This is a genomic window from Ewingella sp. AOP8-B2-18 (assembly GCF_052376015.1).
Taxonomy (GTDB): domain Bacteria; phylum Pseudomonadota; class Gammaproteobacteria; order Enterobacterales; family Enterobacteriaceae; genus Ewingella; species Ewingella allii.
This window is the reverse complement of sequence record NZ_JBQSVB010000036.1, coordinates 1-3,950: the sequence shown is the minus strand read 5'-3', so window position 1 is coordinate 3,950 and position 3,950 is coordinate 1. Positions and strand designations below refer to the sequence as shown.

Sequence of the window (3,950 nt, the reverse complement as noted above, 5' to 3'; positions counted from 1 at the left end):
AATTGAGTGTAGATGTTGAAAATGTGTTCATAACAAACAATGGCGGAAAATGGATAGGTTACATTGAAAGAATAATGATTTTTACTTTGTATCTTCTTGGACAATTCACGGCAATCGCGGCGGTCATGGCTATCAAAACAGCCTTTAGATTTAATGACTTAAAGGATGATAACGACAGTCAACGTTCTGAATACATCATGCTTGGTACGTTTGCGAGTTTATTCATAACAATACTAGTTGCTGTGTTAGTAAAACATTTTCTCTCAATCAATCACTTTTCAGAAGTGATTGCTGCTTTCAGACATTACTTTCACAACTGAAGATTTTTAAATAAAGTTAACAACGTTAGGACGTCGACATCACGTTCTGTCAGTTTGACCTGCTCACGCGTATTCTCGACAGTATCGCGCTGTTTGGGGTCAGTTTGGATATAGTGAATTATTGTACGGTAAGCCTGTTTTTTTGGACAGGTTTACCTCTAGCAATAGGGTGTACTCCCGCGCTATACGCCGTTTCCCGTGGATTTTGTCTAATCGGATAACCTAAATACGATACGGAATACGCGATAATTTAAAAGCTATAGCCACTGGCACTAAATCAATCCCTTATGGGTTGGCGTGGTTAAATAATGCGCTAAACGTATAATAATTTCCGATCTCCAAACTGCCCCCCTCAATCAGCGGTTGCAGAATAGATACTGGTTTTTCAGTCGGGTGGCGGCGGTTGCCACTGATCGCTAAGGTTTGGCGTCGCTTCTAGAGCGCTGTTTGGCGATGGTTCGAAGGATGCCTACCAAGTTTTGGACGGTAGCTGACTTCTCACGTGGTCGGTGCACCAGTGCAATGGTCGTCCTAAGCACCTTGTGCTTGATTTTCTGATAGGTCACACCGGTCGCATGTATTTGTCGAATGGACTCGGGGATCAGTGTCACACCGAAGCCGGCCGCAACCATGTTCACGGTCGAGGAAATCTGCGGAGATTCCATCTCGATCTGCGGTGAGAAACCCGCAATGCGGCAAGCACTGATAATCGAGTCATACAGGTCAGGGCCTATGTGGCGAGGAAAGAGAATAAGCGGATCGCGCGACAGTTGCGCCAGTTCAATGCTTCTCAAACGGCCCAGGCGATGACCCGATGGCAGGACCGCGACCATTTCCTCCTCAACCAGAGAAACGGTGTCGAGGTCCCGACAATTCAATGGGAGCCTAACCAAAGCGCAATCGACCTTGCCATCCATGACTGTTTCGAGAAGCGTTGTGCTATTGCTCTCTTCGGACTTGATCGAAACGCCCGGATAACCCTGGCGAAATTGACGCATGACCGTAGCCACCAAGGGATGAAAGACCGTCGATCCGGCAAAGCCGATGGACAAACTGCCACTTTCGCCTCTGGCAGCCTTCTTCACCTGTACTAGTGCACGGTCGGCATCTTCAAGTATGCGTCTAGCGCTCTCCCTGAAGATGGTGCCAGCCTCAGTCAGCTCTACTCGTCTCGGATAACGGAAAAAGAGCTTTGTGCCGATTTCCCGCTCAAGCTTGATGATCTGTTGGCTTAGGGGAGGCTGGGCGATGCCGAGTCGCTCTGCTGCGATGGTGAAATGCAGATGCTCGGCCACGGCCAAAAAATACCGCAACTGGCGAAACTCCATGGTATGTCCTCCGGTTCAAGGTGCGTGCGGGCGAAAGCCCAAGACTCCAGATCAGCCATCTGAGCATGGCGGCTTCAGTGCCTGCACCGTATGCGCGTGTACGGAAACGAGGCCGAGCGGCGCACGCCGTCATCTTGGGCACGCCTGCACCCAAATGGAGGGAGAGCGCACGGATACGACCAGCATACCTCGACCAACTTGTTTTCGATATGTTTCTCGTCTTGAAAACGTGTCTATGAAGTATTGGATCGAATCGCGACATGCTCCTAAGCTGACAACATCATCAACAAAGGGCGGTTTTTCTCGTAGGCCAACCAGAGCAGATCCTTGATCTCTGTGCCCTTCGTTTGACGCCCTTAAACAAATAAGGAGTCTCTCGTGTCCTCAATGCTTGAATGGCCCACGGCCGCTTCGGTCCAACCGGCTGGTGACCGCAGCCTTCTCGTCTCCAACTTGACGGCCATCGTCGGCCGAAAAAACGTTTTGACCGATGAAGCCGCGACGAAACGCTATCGAACGGGATTCAGATTTGGCACCGGCAAGGCTCTGGCAGTCGTCAGGCCCGGGTCACTTGTCGAACAATGGCATGTACTGAAGGCCTGCATCAATGCCAACGTGATCGTTATCTCGCAAGCGTCCAACACGGGACTAACGGGTGGTTCAACGCCCGACGGTAACGACTATGACCGCGACATCGTCATCGTCAGCACCATTCGCATGAAAAAGGTCTATCTGATCGAGGGTGGTACGCAGGTTGTCTGCCTACCGGGTGCGACGCTCGATCAGCTTGAGCAAAAGTTATTGCCCATTGGGCGGGAACCGCATTCTGTCATCGGCTCCAGTTGCATCGGCGCCTCAGTATTTGGCGGGGTATGCAACAACTCGGGGGGCGCGCTGGTTCAGCGCGGCCCGGCGTATACGCAGATGTCGGTATTCGCACGCGTCGATGACGAGGGACATTTACACCTGGTCAATCATCTCGGAATCCGTCTGACTGGGTCGGAGGAGGACATCCTGGGACACCTCGACAGCGGTGATTTCTCCGACTCTGACGTCGTTCACGACGCTGGAGCAGGGTCAGATCACAACTATGTCCAGCATGTCCGCGAGATCGACGAGGACACGCCGGCCCGCTTCAATGCGGACCCTGGACGGCTGTACGAGTCCTCCGGATCCGCCGGCAAAGTCATGGTGTTTGCAGTGCGCCTGGACACATTCCCGATCGAGAAGAACCCCCAGGTATTCTATATCGGTACAAACAAGACCGACGAGCTGACCGATATCAGGCGGCAAGTACTCGGCAAATTCAAGCATATGCCGATCTCTGGCGAATACATGCATCGCGATGCGTTCGAAATTGCTGAGAAGTATGGGAAAGATACCTTTCTTATGATCCATTACCTCGGCACGGCGAGATTGCCAAAGCTGTTTGCGCTGAAGGCCCGATTCGATACTATTTTTGACCGAATCCCCTTTCTGCCAGCGCACCTGACCGATCGCTTCATGCAGGCAGCAAGTCACCTGTTCCCGAATCATCTGCCGGCGCGCATGAAAGACTTCCACGAGAAGTTCGAACATCACTTGCTACTCAAAGTCTCGGCGGAGGGCACGGACGAGGCCCGAAGCTTTCTCAAGGACTACTTCTCCACGGCGACCGGTAGCTTCTTCGAATGTACGCCCGAAGAAGGCGACAAAGCTTTCCTGCATCGTTTCGCGGCAGCCGGCGCAGCCAACCGCTACCGTGCGGTACACGCCCGGACCGTGGAGAACATTCTCGCCCTGGATATCGCATTGCCACGCAACAAACGGGACTGGTTCGAGAAGCTGCCGCGGGAGATCGAGACGCCAATCATCCTCAAGCTCTATTACGGCCACTTCCTCTGTCACGTGTTCCACCAGGACTACATCGTGAAGAAGGGCAACGACTGCATGGCGATCGAGCACAAGATGTGGAAGTTGCTGGATCAGCGCGGTGCCGAATACCCAGCTGAACACAATGTCGGACATCTGTATTACGCCAAGCCCGCCCTGCGCAATCACTATCAAGGGCTGGACCCCTGCAACTGCTTCAACCCCGGTATCGGCCACACGTCGAAGTTCACTAACTATCGCTAGCCTGAGGCCGACACGCCAGCAGTACGGGTTGCTCCGAAGCCAGCGGCGCCATGACCGTCGGACCATGAATGGCTTGTAGGCGCTCTAGCACCTGCTTGGGAAGACGGCTTCTAAGGGAGCCGCACACATACACACGAAAAGTAACTCAGCTCAGCTATCGCTCATGCCGATGGTTGCTGGACCCTTG

The 3,950-nt window shown here is 52.9% G+C and carries 2 protein-coding genes and 1 pseudogene; 2 read left to right on the top strand and 1 reads right to left on the bottom strand.

Annotated features, from left to right (window positions below; genetic code table 11):
• A pseudogene (locus ACT3RR_RS22850) lies at positions 1–320 on the top strand (hypothetical protein); the annotation flags it as partial.
• Positions 321–736: 416 nt separating this feature from the next.
• Here the strand turns inward: ACT3RR_RS22850 and ACT3RR_RS22845 are convergent.
• Entirely contained in the window at positions 737–1,648 is a 912-nt protein-coding gene (locus ACT3RR_RS22845; protein ID WP_353504337.1) for a LysR family transcriptional regulator, read from the bottom strand.
• Positions 1,649–2,035: 387 nt separating this feature from the next.
• Between ACT3RR_RS22845 and dld the strand changes: the two genes are divergently transcribed.
• Positions 2,036–3,763 carry a D-lactate dehydrogenase gene (gene dld / locus ACT3RR_RS22840; RefSeq protein ID WP_353504352.1) on the top strand — a complete coding sequence of 576 codons (1,728 nt, stop codon included), beginning with the start codon at positions 2,036–2,038 and terminating at the stop codon, positions 3,761–3,763.
• Positions 3,764–3,950 lie beyond the last annotated feature (187 nt).

What these genes read in the sequence shown, in the direction of transcription:
- ACT3RR_RS22845 (WP_353504337.1), bottom strand. Translation starts at nt 1,648, where the DNA reads ATGGAGTTTCGCCAGTTGCGGTATTTTTTGGCCGTGGCCGAGCATCTG.
- dld (WP_353504352.1), top strand. Translation starts at nt 2,036, where the DNA reads ATGCTTGAATGGCCCACGGCCGCTTCGGTCCAACCGGCTGGTGACCGC.